Genomic DNA, 560 nt, shown 5'->3' with positions numbered 1-560 from the left:
GGCGTCCTTGATGAAGGCCTTGGTGTAGGGCACGCGCAGGTCGTCGCCGTCCTGGGTGGCCTCATCGAGCGGGATGAAGGTCTCGTTGCCGCCGAACAGGCCGGTGTTGACCGTGACCCAGTTGGGCTGACCGGTGGCGTCGTCCAGGTAGACCTGACCGACCTTGCCGACCTTGTCCCCGTCCTGATCGATGACGGTGCTGCGCTGTAGGTCCTCGACGCTGATGTTGTTCGCCATGTCGTGCTCCTTAAGTCAAGTGTCGTGCACGTCCCCGCATCGATCTTGTGGACTGATGCGGGGCCCGGTTCGATGGATCGTCCCTTGTCGGACAGAGTCCCTTCGGTCCGGGGGCTGCTTGCCTGAGTAAACCATAAGCAGGTTTGGCATCCATCTGCATCAACTTTTCTGACGAATTCGCTCCGCACAGTCACCCAGTTTCCTGATGGTTCACTGAGAGCGGGGTCGCATCTCTGGACGCCCGCGCCTGACGCGAGTACAGGCTCTGGCTACTCTGGGGTCATGAGTCAGACGGAGGCCCCGCAGGGTAGCGCGCCGGAGAA

Annotated in this window: 1 protein-coding gene; it reads right to left on the bottom strand. The window is 61.8% G+C overall.

The window, feature by feature from the left end; genetic code table 11:
- Positions 1-237, bottom strand: a 237-nt coding sequence (locus tag IG178_RS25025) for a PRC-barrel domain-containing protein (RefSeq protein WP_193215276.1), incomplete at its 3' end; no start/stop codon positions are given.
- Positions 238-560: the final 323 nt, after the last annotated feature.

It is taken from the genome of Neoluteolibacter marinus, from assembly GCF_014904755.1.
GTDB lineage: Bacteria > Verrucomicrobiota > Verrucomicrobiia > Verrucomicrobiales > Akkermansiaceae > Haloferula > Haloferula marina.
The sequence above is the reverse complement of the archived record's forward strand: the minus strand, read 5'-3'. Positions and strand labels throughout refer to the sequence as shown.